We start from the raw sequence: 17,373 nt of genomic DNA, 5'->3' as shown, positions 1-17,373 counted from the left end.
ATTAAAACGGAAACAACGTCGTATTGCCTCCAATTATTCGTCCTTCAGGGTAGCGATCGCCTTAATCCCTCTGATCATGTGTTTTTCAACGGTACTTCGAGGGATGCCCGTCCGCTCCGAGACCTCCGCGTGTGACAGCCCTTCGAGCCGGTGCAACAAGAATATCTTTCGGGTTTTTTCAGGCAACGTGTTTAGTACCCTTAACACCGCTTCAACCTGCTGTTTTGCATCAAGTGCTCTGGCTGGATCGACACTTTGCTTATGGCTTAAAGAATCGTCAGCACCGGCTGTGTGCAACTTACCCCAGGCGTCCTCTCTTGCCGCGCGCGCATTTTTGCCCCTTACCCGGTCAATCACCAGATTTGAAATGATGCGCGCCAAAAGCGCCTGAGGTGAAGCAATGGCATCAGCGTCGTAGTTTTTTTCAAATCGAATAAACGCTTCCTGGACAACCTCGTCTGCTTCATCCGTGTCCTTGAGTTTGGATATGGCAAAGCGGAGCAATGAGGCCCTATGAGTTCGAAAAAGAGCATCAATCGAAGCATCGGATGATGCATCGACCTTACCCGTTTTCCTATCGCTTTTTTTCCAGTCGAACATATGAGCCGTTTTTCCGTCAATCTCGGGCGGAGCCTACCCCATGAGGTCAGGTTTCGAAAGCTTAGAAACCTACCTGAAAGTTTTTTGATTTTCCGTGGAGGTGGTGGTCCGGCCACGCCGTTTCCTATCTAACGCATCAACGAATGCTTCCTATCCAACGCATTAACCACCACTTGGAGTAACTCTATGACTGCAAACAATAAAAGGCCGATCAACGTAGCCATAGTTGGCTTGGGTAACTGTGCGAGTTCACTTATCCAAGGCATTTACTATTACGCGTCTGATCGCGAAACGGATGCATCTGGGTTAATGCACAGAGAGATTGGCGGCTACAAACCGTCAGACATTAAAATCGTTGCAGCGTACGATATTGATGACCGTAAGGTGGGCAAGGATGTGGCGGACGCTTTGTTTGCAGCGCCAAACTGTACGACAGTCTTTTTCCCCGACATTCCCCAGCAAAACGTGATTGTTCAGATGGGTCAGGTTCTGGATGGTTATTCCGATCACATGCGGGATTATCCGGAAGGGCGACGCTTTATCCCCTCTCAGGCACCGGAGCCGACGAAAGAGAATGTGGTGGCCCATCTCGGGGCAGCCGAGGTAGATGTGATGATGAACTACCTACCGGTCGGAAGCCAGAAAGCGACAGAGTTCTACGCTGAATGTGCGCTCGAGGCTGGTGTTGCCTTCGTCAATAATATCCCTGTTTTCATTGCCAGCGATCCCGTGTGGGCGGGGCGTTTTGAAGATGCGGGCATTCCGATCATTGGGGACGATATCAAGGCGCAAGTGGGTGCGACGATTGTGCACCGCGTGCTGACGGATTTGTTTGCAAAACGCGGTGTCGCGCTTGACAGAACATATCAACTCAACACTGGCGGCAATACCGACTTCCTGAACATGAAAGACCAGAGCCGGCTGGCATCCAAAAAGAAATCAAAAACCGAGGCCGTTCAGTCGGCCGCTGCCGAGAGGCTTAGCGAAGAAAATATTCATGTCGGCCCAAGCGACTATGTTGCCTGGCAGAACGACAATAAGGTCTGTTTCATTCGAATGGAGGGTCGCCTGTTCGGCGACGTGCCGATGAATCTCGAACTGAGACTTTCGGTAGAAGACTCCCCGAACTCTGCAGGGGTAGCTATCGATTCCGTACGCTGCGCGAAGGTCGCTCTGGATCGCGGTCAGGGCGGGGTTATTGAAGGACCTTCGGCTTTCTTCTGCAAACACCCCCCGATACAACACACGGATGAATTGGCGCGACTGATGACCGAAGCCTTTATTGCGGGAATTCATGTCGAAACGCTGGCTTTCGACACTGATGTTTCAAGCGCATTGGCGGGTTAGGTTTGCGGCCGTGTGCCCACAGCCTCCCTGGGCCTTCCTCCCTGGGTGTTAGGTAGGCTGTGGGCATTTCGTGATGCCGTTGAATGATCTAGGACAATTTCATGCTTTCGGAAGATGCACACTCAACACCGCAGTATGGGCGGCCCGTCGAGATAGAGGAGGCCTCAAACTACTATTGTATTCACCGCCTCGCGAACGTGGTGGTTTCAATGAGTTTGAAGGTGGGAGTGAGCCCGAATGCGATTTCGCTCGCCGGTCTGTTTTGTGGCCTGGCCGCTGCGTATTGCTATTACCATTTGCCGCAGCCGCAGTTCGTTCTTGCAGGTTTTGCATTGATGATCGGCTGGCACATCCTTGATGGCGCGGATGGCCGTCTTGCCCGGGCGACCGGAAAAGCAAGCGCCTTTGGCCGCATAATTGATGGTGTTTGTGACCATCTGGTGTTCGGGGCGGTCTATATTGTCTTCGCGCTCCATCTTATGGAAACAGGGCGTGGTTTGTCCTCCTGGTGGTTGGTTCTTGCCGCTGGTCTTTCGCACGCGGTTCAGGCCGCTGGGTACGAAGAGCGACGTCAGAAGTATCAGCGCCGCCTGAAACAGTTGGATCGTGGGCAAATGCAAGGCGGTTTGCTTCATGTTCGAGGCAGGAAATCGGTATTGGCGACGATTTACGACTTCGCTCAGAAACTGGTTTCTGGCGGCGACTATGGGCTGGACGATGCGTTGGTGGCACAGAAAAAAGATGATGCCCGTGAGATTATCCGAGGCACAGCGCCTATGGTTCGTGCATGGGCCATATTGAACGCCAACAACCGAACCTTCCTCATATTTATTTTCGCGTACATGGGTAAGCCCGCGCTGTATTTCATGTTCGAATTAACAGTGTTCAATGCGGTGATGCTTGGCTTGCTCTTTGCCGAGCGGTGTCAGGAATCGTCGCTTTCCGCCCGTCTTTCGGCCTCCCCTGATCCATGATGCAGTCGTTGGAGGATATCCGGGATATCTTGCGGGGCGCGGCCGCTTCTCTCGGAGGTTTTGGTAGCCGGTTGATCGCACGCCTGGTGTTGATGGTGATTGCCGGCACACTGTACGGCGCGGAACCTGTCGGCATTCTGGGGCAGGTCGCGGCAATCGTCGAGATACTGGCCGCAGTCGGTACCTTGGGTTTGAAGCGAAGCCTGCCGCACCTGCTCAGTGAAAGCGCGGATACGACGAAACAGCTGCAGATTATCAAATGTGCATTGGGTGTATCCCTTTTGCTTGCACTGTCCATGTCCGGTGCGCTGTATCTGGTGTGGCCACTGCTGTTTCCCGACGTGGACATGCCAGTATTATTGCTGCTTGTGGTGCCCTCTCTGATATTCGCAGAAGTGGCAGGGGGAGCCATTCGCTTCAAACGCATCATCCGGTTTGAAGTATTGGCCCGTTGCGTTCTTGAACCGTGGAGCTTTTTGTTTGCGGCCGTCGCCCTTCATTTTATTGGCTACAAGGCGGAAGGCTTGCTGCTGGCATATGCGATTTCCATGTTAGCGGCAGCGACCGGCCTTGGATTTGGGATATCAGCCGCTTACTCCATGCGGGCGATGCTGGCAGTACCGGTCAATAAAAAGCTCGCCGGCTTGGTGGTGCGCCGAAGCTTTCCCATGGGAATGACCGAGCTGGGGGTCATAATGCTCAGGCGGCTGGATATACTGCTCCTGTCGCTGGTGGCGGGCCATCAGGCGACGGGCGTTTATTATATCGCGCAGCAAATTGTAACGGTGCCGCATAAAATCCATCAACTGTTCGAGCCAATGATGTCGCCTGTGCTTGCCAAACTGCATTACGCGGGTGAAGTGCGCACGACCCAAGCCAAACTGGCGGGCCTTTGCCGTTGGGTATTTATATTGCAGCTCGCGCTGACAGTACCCTTTGTGGCTTTTTCGGATGAATTGTTGGGGCTTTTTGGAGACGGGTTTGCAGTTGGCGGCCTGGTTTTGGCGTGCCTTCTGGTTGCGGAACTGTTTGATGGCAGCTTCGCTCTTTCCGAAATTGCGCTGCAATACGCAAAGCCTGCAGTGCCGCCCCGGCTGGTGATGGCAGTGCTTGGTATAGAAATAGTCGCAGTTTACTATTTGGGTGCGCACTGGGGGGCAGAGGGAGCCGCGCTGGGCTTTTTGATTGCGATGGTGTTTTTTGCTGCCGCAAAGCTTGTAAGTCTCAGAAAATACTTGGGCATATCTATCGTCGATGTGGCTTATCTGCCGCCCTTCATAATAGCGGTCTGCCTCCTGGCGCTCCTGGTCATGCTTCAGGGGCAAATGAATTTTCAGGCATCTTCAGCGATATTGGGCAGTATCATTCTCTCTGTCGCTTTGTATCTGTGGGCCATTAGCAAAATCGCCATTACAAAACAGGACAGGGCAATCTGGGCGCAGCTTAAAGTGCGGTAGTTGCAAGCCAGTTTGACGCAAGCTCGTACATTTCGGGGCAATCGACATCAATCCACTGGCTATCACCAATGTCTACACCAATGGCCTTGCCTTCAGCAGCCAACAGTTTCATGCCGCCAGAGATTGAACAATCCCCGCTGTCATTCAGGCTTCTCGCTATCGCGTCGAACAAGCTTGCATTTGCGTGAAACACACCGGTGTCGAACGCATTGTACATTGCAATGTCTTTGCCGATATTACGGATTTTTTTGCCAGCCAGCCTTACCTTCGTAACGTCGTTCAGATCGACGAACGGGTTGGCCAAGCGCCTGTCCACCCCTAAAGCAACTTCGTGAGGGCCGAGCGGCTGTGCCAGAAGCCGATGATATAAGCTCGGCTCTACAAGGTGATCACACATCGTCAGACAGAAGCGATCACCCAGTAGCGGCGCCGCTTTCAATACGGAGAGGCCGTTTGCATACATAAAGTCCGGGTTGAAAATGGTCCGGATAGTCCATCCCCTACGGTTTGATAGTTCACTGAGAAACTCTTCAAGCACGCGGTGCTGGTACCCTGTCACGACAGTAATATTTGTTATTCCCGCAGCGCAGGCCGTTTCTATGGCCCGTTCTATCAGCGGGACGCCTGCCAGACTTACCAGTGGTTTGAGAATGCCTTTGGCCTTGAGCCTTGAGCCCATGCCAGCGGCGACAATTAAAAGGTCTGTCGTCATATTATATATTCCACTGAAGCTTCGAGCTGCCGCTTCATCCGCTTTCATCGCTTCGGGTTTGTTATGAAAGAAGGACCGCGCTGGTCATGGGAAAGCCACCCCAGAAACGGGAAGGTTTCCTGATCCACTATGCGGGGTCAACGGAATGACTAGTAATGCACCTCCATGCAGTGGGTGGGAAAATCACTCAATTTTAATTCCGGCAGATTTTTTTGAGTGCCAACCCCAAAAATATGGAGGCGATCTCCCCCATCCTTCGTTTGTCCAGCAGAAGTAACTCGCAACCCAGAATGGCAAAACGACAGGATCATTTATGTCTTCGCTAAACTACCTACTTGCAGCTGCGTTAACCACAGCCGTTTCGACTGTCGCTATCGCACAAGAGAGCAGGATATCCGGACGCATTATCAACGCGGAAACCAAGAGGCCAGCGGCTGGCGCCACGGTTACAGTTACCGACAGACAAGGTGAGGTGATTGCTTCAACCCTTGCCGACGAACAAGGTAATTTTTCCGTCAGTACCAACTCAAGTGGGCTGGTGACGGTAACCGTAGAAAGCGGCGGCTATCAGTCAGCGCGCGAAAACAACGTCGACCTGTTTGCAGATAAAGGTACGATTGTGGATTTTGCGCTGCGCCCTTTGGACGACATTGAAGAGATCAACGTAGTGGGAAGCCCTATCGCAACATCGCGTCAGGGCTCCATTACAAGCCGCACTCTTAGCCGTGAGGAAATTCGCCGGGCGCCGGGCACGGCGGGCGATATTTTCCGCGGTCTGAATGCTTTGCCTGGCGTGAATGCGACAGGCGCGTTTTCCAGCTTTTCGGTGCGTGGCCGAGGCCCAAAAGACAATATCATCTTGGTTGATGATATCCCGTTTGGCCGCACCACCCATTTCGACAACTCTATCGGTGAAGAAGATGAGGTTGCCAATGGCGGGCGCTATTCGATTTTCGGTCAAAACGTGGTGGGGCAGGCCGAGTTCATACCCGGTGGCTGGGGCGCGGCTTACGGCGGCCTCAACGGTTCGCTGTTGAAACTTAAATTGGCCGAAGGTAACCGCGACACACCCTTTGTAAGCGGTAAGGTCGATCTGGCAGGGGCCGAGCTTCTGTATGACGGCCCGAGCGGTATCGATGAAAACACAAGCATGCTGCTGTCGGTGCGGCACTATGACTTTGGGCGGTTGCTTGACCTGATTGGTGCCAAGGATGTTGGCCGTCCGGTGATGACCGACGTGTTGCTGAAAACTGTGACCCGCATTGACGAAGACACCAAATTGAAGGTGATTGGTATCTTTGCGCCGGAGAAAAACACTCGGGATACCTCCCATGTCGTGGAAGCTGAAGCACCGCTCGACTACATGCTATTTGAAAGCAAACAGGATGCAGGCGCGCTCGGGGTCACCCTCGAACAGCTTGTCGGGGACACCGGCGAATGGCGCAACACGGTGTATTACCGGTTTGGCAAGGAAAATACGTACCAAGGGGAAGCTTACCCTGAGCTTAGCGATTCACCCAAGGACCCCGACGCTATCCCTGTTGAAGAGCGCATTATCTCATCGCGTGAAGATGAGAAGGAATTCGGCTGGCGGAGTGACTATTCGCAAGACAACCGGTTCGGTCGCTTCCAGGCGGGTTTGAGGCTTACGCAGATCTCTACCGATTATCGTCAAAGTCTGAGCAGGGATTATGTCCAGTATGTCTACGACACGGACGATTACCGTCCGTCAGAGGATCAGAAGTACATCCTGCTGACACCTGAGCTGTATAACTCCGCTTTCAAGAAGAGCGGTATCCGTGGTGCGGCTTATGTGGATCAATCGTTTGACTATGGCAGCGTTACTGTGACACCGGGCGTGCGGTTGGAGTATGACGACTTGCTGTCGTCAACAACCGTCTCGCCAAGATTGCAGGTGGATTGGCAGGTGAATGAGCGGGCCCGTGTTAATATGACGGGCGGCCTCTATTACCAGGCGCCGAGCATGCTGGAAATTGCAGCGGACCCCGCCAACGTGGATCTGGACCATGAGCGCACGCTCCAATTCAGCACAGGGCTCGATTATTACCTGGGTAATAATTACTCGATGCAAATCGAGGCATACTATCAGGATATGGATAAGCTTATACCGGACGGCGACCGGGTATCTGGCCGCTTGTTCAACAGCGGAAAGGGGTGGGCCGCAGGTTTTGACTGGGTTGTCCGCAAGGATTTCTCGGACCGTTGGTCAGCCTCCGCGCGCTATAGCTACAACAAGACCAAAATTGATGATGGCGATGGCAACGGATACCACCCGTCGAAGTTCAACAGGCCGCACCTTGGCAATATTACCCTGAATTATGAGCTGAATGAAAACTGGTCGTTCGGTTTGCAGTATCAGATCGCCTCTGGCCGCCCGAGCGAAGCTTACATCATTCATGAAGATGTTATCCCTGAATCTGGCCTGTTGCGGTATTCGCGGGAGATTACGGACTCATACTTTGGCCGGAACGCCTATTTCTCCACACTGAACTTCAGGGCTGACTACCAAACCCAGATCGGCGGTGTTCGGGTGAGAGCGTTCCTCGACATCGTAAACGCGCTGAACCGCAGCAACATCGACGACGTCGACTTCAGTGAAATCGACGGGTTGGTCGGTACCGAAGGCATGGGAATTATACCGCAATTCGGTCTTGCATTCGAGTTCTAGAGTTACCCTGAAAGACTCTCGAACTTGCCGGGCAGTGGCGCTCCCACCACTGCCCGGCCTCGCCTTCTCGTTCAAATGACCGCGCAGATTCAAACGTTTTATCAGGCGAAAACAGATCCGGCCCGGCCGTTTCCCGAGGCTTGGAAACCAAAAACAATGAGACTTAGGTTGAAGTTGCCATGAACGACGAGACAGTGAATTTTAACGGAAAAATTGAAAAGCTCCCCGCCATTGCACCAAGCAGGGCTGCGCTACCTAGCGCCAGTAAGCTGCGTGTCGCCTTGTTCTCGGGTAATTACAACTATGTAAAAGACGGCGCCAACCAGGCGTTGAACAAGCTTGTTGCGTTTCTCGAAACTCAAGGAGCACAAGTCCGTGTGTATTCTCCTACCGTGGAGGATCCTGCTTTTCCGCCGGCGGGGACACTCATAAGTGCGCCGTCTATTCCCGTACCGTTCCGTACCGAATACCGGATAGCTCTTGGTTTGCCGCGATATATTCAGCGCGACCTTGACGCATTCAAGCCAAACATCATCCATATCTCCGCGCCTGATCCATTATGCAGGGGCGCGGTCAAATACGGCAGGAAGCGTGGCCTGGTGACGGTTGCCTCCGTCCACACGCGGTTCGACACCTACCTTCGCTATTACCGGCTGGGTGCGCTGGAGCGGTATCTCAGTACCAAAATTAACAAGGTCTACAACCAGTGTGACGAGATCTATGTGCCGACGCCGTGCATGGAAAACACCATGCGGGAAACCGGCGTGACTGTTCCCATAAAAAAATGGAGCAGGGGTGTTGACGATAAACTTTTCAACCCGACACGGCGTAATCTGGCGTGGCGCGAAACGCTCGGATTTGAAAAGCAGGATGTTGTTATCAGCTTTGTCGGCAGACTAGTTCTGGAGAAGGGCCTGGAGCAATTCGTTGCGACGATTAATTTGCTGCGGAGCAAAGGCATTACACCGCATGTCATGGTGGTCGGTGACGGCCCGGCGAGAAAATGGTTCCAGCAGAGACTGCCTGACGCAAAGTTTTTGGGCTTTCTGACAGGTACAGAGCTTGCCCGCGCATATGCGTCGTCAGACATTTTCTTCAATCCTTCCAGAACCGAAGCTTTTGGCAACGTAACACTTGAGGCAATGGCATCGGGTGTGCCCCAGGTTTGTGTAGATGCGACCGGGAGCCGTTTTCTGGTGCAGCATGCCGAAACCGGCTTCCTTGCGCCGCCTGATGACGCGGCCGCGATGGAGCAACACCTTGAAGAACTGATTACAAACCCCGGTTTGCGGAGTGCCTTCTCCGCGGCAAGCGTGGGGCGTAGCCGGCAATTCCACTGGGACAATATTTTGCTGGAGGTGCTCAGCCATTACCAACGTTCACTAGTGGGCAAAGCGGGACAAACCAACATCCTTTAAAGACATAAGGGCGAACGATGAAATTATTAGATGTTGCCGAGTTTTACAGTGATCACGGTGGTGGCGTAAAAACCTATATTCAACAAAAGTTGCAAGTCAGCCATCATCTCGGGGTCAAGACCGTCATTGTGGCCCCGGGGACAGAGGACCGTCGCGAACAACGTGAACATGGTACGATTATTTGGCTGAAGTCTCCCCCAATTCCCGTCGACAGGCGCTACCACTTCTTCAACAATTACCGCGCCATCCATGAGGTTTTGAACTCTGAAAAACCACAAATTGTAGAGGGCTCTTCTCCCTGGCTTGGCGGTCGCGCGGTTTCCCGGTGGCAGGGAGACGCCGTTAAGTCGTTCTTCATCCACCAGGATCCGGTTTCTTCATACCCGCAGCTGTTGCTGGAAAATATTCTCAAACCTCAACATGTAGATTGGCTCTTTGCCTGGTTCTGGCGGTACATGCGCCGGTTGGGCGATACTTTTGACACGACGGTCGTCAGTGCTCCCTGGTTCGCCGACCGGCTGGCCGGGCTAGGGTTAAGGCGTCCCACGCCTATCCCTTTCGGCATTGAAAAAGGCCTGTTCTCCCCGGCACTCAGAAATGAAAACTTGCGTCGTCACCTGCTGGAGCAGTGTGGCATAGATGACCCGGATGCCCGGTTGATACTGAGTGTATCCCGGCATCACCCGGAAAAGCGCATTGGTACAATGATCGACGCCGTAGCGCAGGTGAATAAAAGCCGTCCTGTGGGGCTGTACCTGATCGGGGACGGCCCTCGGCGAAAAGCCGTTGAAAAACACGCCCGGTCCGTAAAAGGAGTTCATGTTGCTGGGCAGGTGAGAGACAGGCATCTGCTTGCGAAAATTTTGGCCAGCTCGGATGCAATGATCCACTGCTGTGCTTCGGAAACCTTCGGCCTCGTGATTGCCGAAGCGCTCTCCTCGGGTCTGCCCCTGATCGTGCCAGATCGTGGCGGCGCCTTTGATCTCGCAGATAAAGGCTATGCGGAAGTCCACAAGGTCGGCGATGCCCGGTCTTGCGCTGATGCCATTGTTCGTCTTTTCGAGCGGAACCAGGCCCAACTGCGAGCGGCGGCCGCACGCGCCAACGTTCGGACATCTGCTGATCACTATGAGCACCTGTTCAACCATTATGCCGGCCTGATGAACGCCTCAGGCCGAGAGCTGCAAGCTGCTTGATCGCCACCGGGAAGGGAAAATCAACCGTGACCGAAGCAACCTTTGACGTCGCCATGCTGGCAACACCGGAAATCGACTATTATGCCGATGACACCAGCGAGAACTGGCGATCCTATTGCCAAAGGCACGGATACAATTTCGTGCTTTGGCGAGAGGCTGTCCTGCCGGATATGCATCTGATCTGGTCAAAGATCGAACTCATGCGCAGACATATCGAGCAAACGGAAGCCGACTGGCTTGTGGTTGTCGATGCCGATACTACCGTAAACTTGCCAGACCTTCCCCTGAGCCATCTGGTAGAAAAACATCCGAACAAAGACTTTATAATTTCCGAAGACGTCTCCCGGCGGATGGGGCTGCCCGTTCCTCTTTGCACTTTGTCCGTGCGGCTGTCGCGCAGTTGGCGTGCCCCTAATTGCGGTTTCATGATGATAAGGGCAAACGAGTTTGGCCTGCGATTTGTCACTGAATGGCTTCAGCATGGCCGCGGTGACTGTGCTCATGTGGCTGATATTTTTCCGCGCGAACAGCGCGTTCTCTGGATGACATTGTTTCAGACAGAAGCGGAAAAAATCGCGGTGCTGGGGCCAGAAGTCATGCGAGTTGGCAATAACACTATACTGGATCGCTATTTCACGAACTGGGATGGCGCCTTTGTCCTGCACGACAAGAGGCTACCCCGAAACGTTCAGAAACCGACGCTTGGGCAATTCCCGGATGGCTAAGACAAAAAGAAAGCCCATGCTTTTTCCCGTCGTGTTGGCGCTACTGGCAGTGTCGAGCCAAGTCTCTGCCGCCGACACAGGCTGTGATGAAAAAGGGGATCAATGGCTTGAAGTGCAGGTCGAAGGCCTGATGGATACACGGGGTGACGTTGTTGTTGAATTGCACCCTGATGTTGAAGGCGATTATCTGGACGTATTAGTTGATAGAATTCGCGTACCAACCGCACAGGCATCTCAGACATTATGTTTGGCCATACCGGAGCCAGAAAGCTACATCGTGGTGGTGCTTCACGACAGGAATGCCAACAAAAAGCTGGACATAATCGACGACGGTTTTGGCTTCTCGCAAAACCCCACATTAGGTTTGGGAACGCCAGGCCGCGAAGAGGTCGCCTTTGTCGCAAGGCCGGGCCGCAATGCAATGGTCATCATTCTGAACTATCTGCAGGGGTTTGGCGCGCGTCCGCTTGACCAGGAAAAGCGGAAGCAGATTGAGCAACGGCGCAGGTCCAAGCGCCGCTAACACACTTCGGCGCGCTTGCGAGAAAAGTCCCTCACGCCCGTCACCAGCAAAACCACAGTATTCAAAACCTGTGTGATGGCGGAACTGGTCAGGAAAAGTGCCCCCAACGCAGCCGCTGCGTTCGGCAGATACTCCGACAAGGTCACCGCAAGGCCCAGCAGGATCAATTCTTTATTCGGCAGCAGCGGGATTCGAGTGAGCACCATGCGAGCTGCGATAAAGCCCACCCACACGCCTAAAGGAATGTCTGGAATTACAATACTCCATTGGATCACCAGCAGGCTTTCGAAAACAACAATCCTGGCGCCGTGCAAGGTGGCAATGCGTAGGATCTGTGGTTTGGGAAGCGTGATAATGTGGTGTCCAAAAAAAGCGAGAAAAGGGACGAGCAATAATCCGAGCGTCGCAGGGCCTACGATGGTGGGCAGGGTGCCCGGGGCGTGATGTGTCAGGAGCCCGAGCTGACCAGAGAACATAAAAAACACCACTATGATCAGGGCTGCGGCGGCGGATACCGCGGCCGAAATGAGATTGTTGTCTTTAACGACGTTAAAGGCTGCCTTCATGGTCACGCCGATATTCTGTTTGGCCCATAGGAGGAAGAAGGCTTCGCCGCTATAGCCGATGATCACATCATTCAGCGCCTGCTTGCGTAACAGAACTGCAAGTATTGCAGCGCCTTTTGAGTGGAGATCAGGCCAGAGCGGACGGTAAATCAACAGCTCGCTGCAGGGCAGCAGCAAAAAGCTCGTGAGCAGAATACAATAGTATGCAGGGGTGGTAGGCACGTTTTCCCACAGGTCTTTCCACCCAATCAGGGAAAGCTCATGCAGAAGGTATAAACACAGCCCGCAAAGCAACAATAGTTGCAGCAGCTTCGCCACATGTTCAGCTACCGGCGACGCCATAAAGCGTGAAAATTTTTCTGTCATCCACCTTCCAGTCAAAGTTCTAGCTGCCGTGTTACGAGAGCTAAAACGCCGCGGACAGGCAAACACCTCCAACCTGCCTGTTTGTGCATGCTGGTATTAAGTGGGCGTTTTTTGAAACTTCTTTGGAGGTGACCATTAAGGGGGGACGTCTACTGTTCTGAAGCTCCAAAAAATTGCCTGCATAGCTGAATGATCATCGACCTCTATATCGCCAAGCATGTTTCAAAGCGGCTTATCGCCATTATGCTGCTTATCGTTGGGTTATTGCTGATCGAGAATATGTTCAGCCTGTTCCAGTTCTCGTTGCAGACCGGCGCACCAGCAACCGCCGCTGCGGCCATGCTTGTGTTTCTGCTTCCCGAATATCTGGCGATTGGAATTCCGATAAGCCTGATGTTGGCGATCATGCTTACTTTCCTTAAGCTTTCGAAAGACAATGAGCTGACCACCATGTCTGCGGGGCAGGTCTCCCCCTTCCGGCTTCTTCGCTTGCCTTTGGGGTTTGGGATACTTCTTGCCGCTTTGAACGCGCTCCTTGTTGGCTATGTGGAGCCGCTGGCGGAATTTCGATTTGCGGAACAGAGCTATAAAACACGAAGTGGTGCTTTTGGAAAAGCTATTGCCGCAGGCGCTTTTACCTCAATCGGCGCGGACCTGACATTACATGTAGGCTCGATCTCGCCACAAAGCGGGGAGTTGAGCGGTATATTTCTGGAGTTCAAGGAAGGCACCGAGAGGGTTTCATATCTGACAGCTTCTCGCGGTATTTTTGTTCAGTCCGGAAATAAGGATTTTATCATTTTCCGGCTCTATGACGGGCAGATACTGACAACGGAAAATGTCAACGAGACAAAACCTGCGACAATGGAATTTGACCGCTACGACCTAGCTGTGGCGCTGCCGGATATCCCCCAGTTCAGAAGCCGCGGCGAGGCGGAAAAAGAACTCACCTTCATTGAATTGATTGAAAGGGCCAGAGGTGAAGGAAGCGAGCTTCTTGACGCCCGAAGCCTGCTGGGGGAGGCTCAGCGTCGGCTTATTCTGGTGTTGGTGCCACTGCTCATTCCGTGTCTGGCTGTCGGGCTTGCAGAGCCACCCGTGAGAAGAAATTCTTCCCTTCAGTTGATGGTCGGGGTTCTCGTCTTGCTGGTTTTGATAAAGGCGCTGGATTTTGGTTCGAACATCACATCCGTCACGCCGGCTGTCGTTCTGTGGCCCGTCTTTTTTGCTTTTGCGGTATTCAGCATCAGGGTTTTTTACGTTTTTGGCTTTACCGCGAGCCGCCACCCTCTCGCCGCATTATACGCTTTTACAGATACCGTAACGAAACTGATAAAAGGCCGAAAAAGCCCTTCAGTTTCAAATTATTAGTATCCCGCTTCCAACGTGCTTTTCAGGTCATATGAATATGAAAAAATTGTTATTCAGTATCCACGATGTGACGCCACGGCATTTTGACCGGCTGCTGGAAATCGATTCATTTTTGCAGCGGACCAGCATCGGGCATGATTATGCGATGTTGGTGGTCCCGAATTTTTGGGGCGAATGGCCACTGGAGAAACATCCTGAATTTTGTGAATGGTTGAGGCAAAAGTCAGACCGTGGTGTTGAGATGATCCTGCACGGGTTTTTCCACAAAGACGATTGCCAGCACCACAATCATATTGATCGCCTCAAGGCCCAAAGGCTCACCGCGGGCGAAGGAGAGTTCCTGGGCCTGTCTGCTTCAGAAGCGGTCGATAGGGTGCAAGCAGGGCAGAGATGCCTTGAAGGCGTCCTTGGCTACAAAGCTTCCGGATTTATTGCCCCTGCGTGGCTATATGGAGAGGCAGCGCTGAATGTGCTGCATGAGCAGGGATTTAAATTTGCAGAAGATCATTGGCGTATATGGTCCCCGGCAACGGGAAAAGAACTGCTTAAAAACTCGCCGGTGATTTCCTATGCCAGCAGAAGCGTGCCAAGGATCACCAGTTCACTTATTTGGTCTAAACTTGCCACAAAACTACTTGCGCCTATGGATGTTATCCGGATGGCTTTGCATCCTCACGACTTTGACAAAAAGGCCCTTGTGAACGAAATTGACCGGGCTCTCAACGCTCTGCTGAAGCACCGTAATTCGGTTACTTATAACACGTTCTTGGGTCTAAATGGTGTGGGCTAAAACCTTTTCATGGAGCGCCTTGTGTATCTTGCCATGGTGCTTGAACTCTATTCCCGCCATCAGAGCTTTAGGAGGCATACGAAGCTCGCTGCTACAATTTACATTTTCGAGAGCAGGGCGTGTCCCGCGACCTTAATTTTGTCCGCCCTGATCTCTAGATGATGTGGTTGCGACAAACCCATAGCATATTTGAGCTGCTGGGCGTGCTCTCGGGGGCGACCCTGCTGACTATCCTTGTCTGCACACGGCTTATTACAGTCAGCATCGTTGTGACATTCACGATGACGCAGGGGATTGCCCCGATACGATGTTAGTTCGCTGTGAGGATAAAAGCTTCGGACTGCCGGTCCGCGATGGCGGCACGTCCCTAATCGCCATAAGTCACTGCCCTTGGTGTGGCATAAAGCTATAAAGCCGCTTTTGTCTGGATATTATCTCTAGTGCGGCAGAGCCTAAGGTTCGCTTTGGGTCGAAAGCGTTGTCGCACGCCAGCCGCCATGACAATGATATGCTGCGTTCGACTACCCCGGTCCGGTTGATTCGAGCACTGCTCATATGTTGTCCGACTAAAGTATCATCCGAGGTGTGGACTAATTTCCGCATTGGCGAGCCTATTAAGTCCTAATATTGGAAAGATTATTTCGTTGGGGGTGTCGCTTTGGTAATAAGTTGAAAAAATACCCCTCTTGACCAAAATATAAAATCTGCTTAGCTCATTGTGACGGCATGTGTCGTCGTGGAGAAACAAGTGATCCTGCATCAAAACACCAAGGGGTATCTGATTGCTGCGTCGCAGACCATGCGCCGTCCGCAAATCCTTGGTCGTTGTTTCGACTTCTGCCTCAGCGAGTGGTTCGACGAATGATATTTCCCCGGGCAACCGGCGCGACATGTCTCACCTCGCATGACTGGCATATCTGAGATTTCCAGATAGCTTCCAGCCCCTGTCTTGCCTGAACGCCGAGCGTTCAGGGCATGAACTTGTGTGAACCTGCTCCCCCGGACTGCCCGGCCAAAGGCCTATCCGGTCGCTCTTACCCAAAAGCGAACCAGTCTGAGGGAGAATTCCATGCCGCATGTATACGGCCTGGATACATGTGTGAAAGCCGGTGAGTTGGCAGAATTTCGCCACGCCGCCGTCACACTGTCACATGCGGGAGCACAGCCATGGCTGGGCACCTGAACCATTCAGCCAGCAGCCCAGATACCAGCGCCAAAAGCCTGGATACACTGGTCATTCTTTTTGTGCTTGCACTCCTCGCTTATGGCGCAGGTTTTGTGGTGGCCCCCGGCTATTTCGATACGCCGGAGGGGGCATCATTGGCCGTCGACCAGTACCGCGTTGCGGATGACGCCAAGGGCGGCATGCCGCTTTTTTCTGCAGGCGAGGAAACCGGCTTTCTCAATTTCCTGTTCGAGGGGCTGGTATCTGGCACACGGAACGGTGCCACGATTGGCCTGATGGCTTTCCTGCTGATCGTTGGCGGCGCATTTGCCATGATCATGCGCACCGGTGCGGTTGAGGCTCTTCTGGGTCACTTCATCCGCGCAGACCGCACGCCGTCAGCCATGCTTGTCCCCGGCCTGTTCCTGAGCTTTTCACTCTGTGGCGCTATTTTTGGCATGGGTGAGGAAGCCATCGTCTTCACCCTTGTACTAGTGCCTGCGCTTTCCAAAGCGGGCTATGATGCGATTACGGCGGTCCTTGTCACCTATGTCGCAACGCAGGTCGGCTTTGCGACCTCATGGATGAATCCGTTCAGCCTTGTCATTGCGCAAGGCATTGCCGGCGTGCCTGCGCTTTCCGGCATGGAATACCGAATAGCTGTCTGGGGCGTGTTCACCCTTTTTGGCTGTGCGTTCACATACCGTTACGGTCAAAGCCTGTTGCGCAAACACGGCCAGGTGGCTGTGACGACTGACACCACAGACACCACTGCATTGTCACCGTCCCTGAACCGGTCCCAGATTATGATCCTCGCTATTGTGGCGGCGGGCCTCGTGTGGGTCATGTGGGGCGTGGTGGCCGAAGGATACTATCTGCCCGAGATTGCGACCCAGTTTCTGGCGATGGCGCTGGCGTCGGCCCTCGTATCGCTACTTTCCCGCACGGACGGTATGACCGCTAGCGATTTTGCGGCTGCCTTCCGTGACGGTGCTGCACAAATGGCACCAGCGGTGATTGTGATCGCTTTTGCCAAGGGCATTGTCTATCTGCTCGGCGGTGACGACGCCGGCGTACCGAGCCTATTGAACACTCTCCTCTATCATATCGCCGGGGTCACGAGCGGCCTGACAGACTGGCTGTCCGCCGCGGCTATGCTGCTGTTCCAGAGCTCGATCAACTTTGTTGTGGTGTCGGGCTCGGGCCAAGCGGCACTTACCATGCCGCTCATGACCCCGCTTGCTGACCTGTCCGGCGTTAGCCGACAGACCGCGGTTTTGGCGTTCCAGCTTGGGGACGGGCTGACTAACATTATCTGCCCGGCTTCTGCCGCCCTGATGGGATGCCTGAGCGCCGCGAAGGTTGAATGGGTCACATGGGCGAAGTTCATCTTCAAATTTCAGCTCATGTTGCTCGGCCTCGCGCTTGGCGCGGTTATTACCGCCGCCTTCATCGGATACAGCTAGGAGCCCGG

At 53.4% G+C, this 17,373-nt stretch carries 15 protein-coding genes; 12 read left to right on the top strand and 3 right to left on the bottom strand.

Annotated features, from left to right (window positions below; genetic code table 11):
* Positions 1-33 precede the first annotated feature (33 nt).
* Entirely contained in the window at positions 34-600 is a 567-nt protein-coding gene (locus B150_RS0114205; RefSeq protein WP_020400603.1) for an RNA polymerase sigma factor, read from the bottom strand.
* Between the two features lie 186 nt (positions 601-786).
* On the opposite strand from B150_RS0114205, the gene B150_RS0114200 reads away from it, so the two are divergent.
* From B150_RS0114200 to B150_RS0114190, 3 genes are all read left to right on the top strand, one after another.
* Positions 787-1,947, top strand: a complete 1,161-nt coding sequence (locus B150_RS0114200; RefSeq protein WP_025895945.1) for an inositol-3-phosphate synthase — start codon at positions 787-789, stop codon at positions 1,945-1,947.
* Positions 1,948-2,048: 101 nt separating this feature from the next.
* On the top strand, positions 2,049-2,921 hold the full coding sequence (locus B150_RS22550; RefSeq protein ID WP_020400601.1) for a CDP-alcohol phosphatidyltransferase family protein: 873 nt from the start codon (positions 2,049-2,051) through the stop codon (positions 2,919-2,921).
* Positions 2,918-4,378 carry a lipopolysaccharide biosynthesis protein gene (locus tag B150_RS0114190; RefSeq protein WP_081611470.1) on the top strand — a complete coding sequence of 487 codons (1,461 nt, stop codon included), beginning with the start codon at positions 2,918-2,920 and terminating at the stop codon, positions 4,376-4,378. Before B150_RS22550 ends, B150_RS0114190 begins: the two co-directional genes overlap by 4 nt.
* Here the strand turns inward: B150_RS0114190 and B150_RS21215 are convergent.
* Positions 4,365-5,090, bottom strand: a complete 726-nt coding sequence (locus B150_RS21215) for a phosphocholine cytidylyltransferase family protein (RefSeq protein WP_020400599.1) — start codon at positions 5,088-5,090, stop codon at positions 4,365-4,367. The genes B150_RS0114190 and B150_RS21215 overlap by 14 nt on opposite strands.
* 313 nt (positions 5,091-5,403) lie before the next feature.
* Here B150_RS21215 and B150_RS21210 point away from each other — a divergent pair, with 313 nt between their 5' ends.
* The 5 genes from B150_RS21210 to B150_RS21205 all read left to right on the top strand — a co-directional run bounded on the left by B150_RS21210 (position 5,404) and on the right by B150_RS21205 (position 11,641).
* Positions 5,404-7,779 (top strand): TonB-dependent receptor, encoded by a 2,376-nt coding sequence (locus B150_RS21210; RefSeq protein ID WP_081611469.1) that lies wholly within the window; start codon positions 5,404-5,406, stop codon positions 7,777-7,779.
* Between the two features lie 179 nt (positions 7,780-7,958).
* Positions 7,959-9,197, top strand: a complete 1,239-nt coding sequence (locus B150_RS0114175; protein ID WP_020400597.1) for a glycosyltransferase family 4 protein — start codon at positions 7,959-7,961, stop codon at positions 9,195-9,197.
* A gap of 17 nt (positions 9,198-9,214) precedes the next feature.
* On the top strand, positions 9,215-10,393 hold the full coding sequence (locus B150_RS0114170; protein ID WP_020400596.1) for a glycosyltransferase: 1,179 nt from the start codon (positions 9,215-9,217) through the stop codon (positions 10,391-10,393).
* A 26-nt stretch (positions 10,394-10,419) separates the two neighbouring features.
* Entirely contained in the window at positions 10,420-11,118 is a 699-nt protein-coding gene (locus B150_RS0114165) for a glycosyltransferase family protein (protein WP_020400595.1), read from the top strand.
* Positions 11,111-11,641 carry a DUF2141 domain-containing protein gene (locus B150_RS21205; protein WP_162139708.1) on the top strand — a complete coding sequence of 177 codons (531 nt, stop codon included), beginning with the start codon at positions 11,111-11,113 and terminating at the stop codon, positions 11,639-11,641. Before B150_RS0114165 ends, B150_RS21205 begins: the two co-directional genes overlap by 8 nt.
* Here B150_RS21205 and B150_RS0114155 read toward each other — a convergent pair.
* On the bottom strand, positions 11,638-12,573 hold the full coding sequence (locus B150_RS0114155; RefSeq protein WP_020400593.1) for a hypothetical protein: 936 nt from the start codon (positions 12,571-12,573) through the stop codon (positions 11,638-11,640). The two genes, B150_RS21205 and B150_RS0114155, sit on opposite strands and share 4 nt — an antisense overlap.
* A gap of 189 nt (positions 12,574-12,762) precedes the next feature.
* Here B150_RS0114155 and B150_RS0114150 point away from each other — a divergent pair, with 189 nt between their 5' ends.
* The 4 genes from B150_RS0114150 (at position 12,763) to yfcC (ending at position 17,365) form a co-directional block, all read left to right on the top strand.
* Positions 12,763-13,944, top strand: coding sequence for an LptF/LptG family permease (locus B150_RS0114150; RefSeq protein ID WP_020400592.1), 1,182 nt, complete (start codon positions 12,763-12,765; stop codon positions 13,942-13,944).
* Positions 13,945-13,981: 37 nt separating this feature from the next.
* Positions 13,982-14,734: a DUF2334 domain-containing protein gene (locus B150_RS21200; protein WP_020400591.1), complete on the top strand. Its 753-nt coding sequence runs from the start codon at positions 13,982-13,984 to the stop codon at positions 14,732-14,734.
* A 238-nt stretch (positions 14,735-14,972) separates the two neighbouring features.
* On the top strand, positions 14,973-15,146 hold the full coding sequence (locus B150_RS23640; RefSeq protein WP_425311195.1) for a DUF6980 family protein: 174 nt from the start codon (positions 14,973-14,975) through the stop codon (positions 15,144-15,146).
* Between the two features lie 755 nt (positions 15,147-15,901).
* Positions 15,902-17,365, top strand: coding sequence for a putative basic amino acid antiporter YfcC (gene yfcC / locus B150_RS0114130; RefSeq protein ID WP_020400589.1), 1,464 nt, complete (start codon positions 15,902-15,904; stop codon positions 17,363-17,365).
* Positions 17,366-17,373 lie beyond the last annotated feature (8 nt).

This window comes from Kordiimonas gwangyangensis DSM 19435 = JCM 12864, assembly GCF_000375545.1.
GTDB lineage: Bacteria > Pseudomonadota > Alphaproteobacteria > Sphingomonadales > Kordiimonadaceae > Kordiimonas > Kordiimonas gwangyangensis.
The sequence above is the reverse complement of the archived record's forward strand: the minus strand, read 5'-3'. Positions and strand labels throughout refer to the sequence as shown.